Origin of the sequence: Paenibacillus herberti (assembly GCF_002233675.1) — a bacterium.
GTDB classification, from domain to species: Bacteria; Bacillota; Bacilli; order Paenibacillales; family Paenibacillaceae; genus Paenibacillus_O; species Paenibacillus_O herberti.
Window position 1 is genome coordinate 808143 of the sequence record NZ_NMUQ01000002.1, and the last position, 876, is coordinate 809018.

Below are 876 nucleotides of genomic sequence, written 5' to 3' on the forward strand. Positions count from 1 at the left end.
GCAAGACATCTGGTTCAGATCACGCAGGAAGCTTTGATGAAACGAAAGCTTTTTGACAATGTGAATTCGCTTGTCGTTGGATCCGACAACTGTTTTTAAGCGAACGCTTTATCCTTGTGAAATCCTGGGAAACCAGATCCATCAAACGTTGAGTGAATATAACATAGGAGCCCATTACCGGTTTATATGTAGGGGATATGAAGATCAACTCGTGCTGATGCGCAATAATGTGCGAGCGGATATAAGTGTTCGGCTGAAATATTATATGAACAAGGCTCTTCAAGTTTGAGAGGCACCCACACTTATCTCAAAGAAGGCGAGGTAATTTAACTAGTTCATCCAAGATCAATCCGATGAAAATCTATATATATCCATATATATTTTTATATCTATATAAGTATATAGTCCTATATTAAATTTACCTCAATACGGGGTATAGTCAACTTTGTTATTGTTAAATTTAGTTATATGTGGCATTAAATTGAGGAAAAGTCTAGTATTAACTACTTCTTTAGCGCTTTTATTATCGGCAGCAGCACCTTCTTATTCTTCAGCGCAGAGTACCACTTCTTTAGAGGTTGGCATTAAATCAGAGCTGGAAGACATAAGATTAGAGGCTATTAATGACACTCTGAATTTAAATGGCAGACCGACAGTTTCTGATATTAGAGAGTTGGAAAAAAGTAAAAGGTTCAGCTTCGCAATTAACTCGAATGAGGTAGCATTAAATAACGAGATTGATACACTCAAGAATATTGAGGTTGTCAAGATCGTTGTTGATTCTGAGGGAGAAATAACGCTTCCTCGCTACAGTGAATGGCAGATGTCTGTTCACTAGAGAAGTTGAGCATACTGCCTATTAAGACTATTAATAGG

At 37.2% G+C, this 876-nt stretch carries 2 protein-coding genes; both read left to right on the top strand.

The window, feature by feature from the left end:
- The first annotated feature begins 148 nt into the window (after nucleotides 1-148).
- Entirely contained in the window at nucleotides 149-289 is a 141-nt protein-coding gene (locus tag CGZ75_RS26580; protein ID WP_483869964.1) for a YhjD family protein, read from the top strand.
- 192 nt (nucleotides 290-481) lie between these two features.
- The gene (locus tag CGZ75_RS15970) at nucleotides 482-838 is read left to right on the top strand and encodes a hypothetical protein (protein ID WP_176444881.1); all 357 of its coding nucleotides are present in this window, start codon (nucleotides 482-484) and stop codon (nucleotides 836-838) included.
- The last annotated feature ends 38 nt before the right edge of the window (nucleotides 839-876 follow it).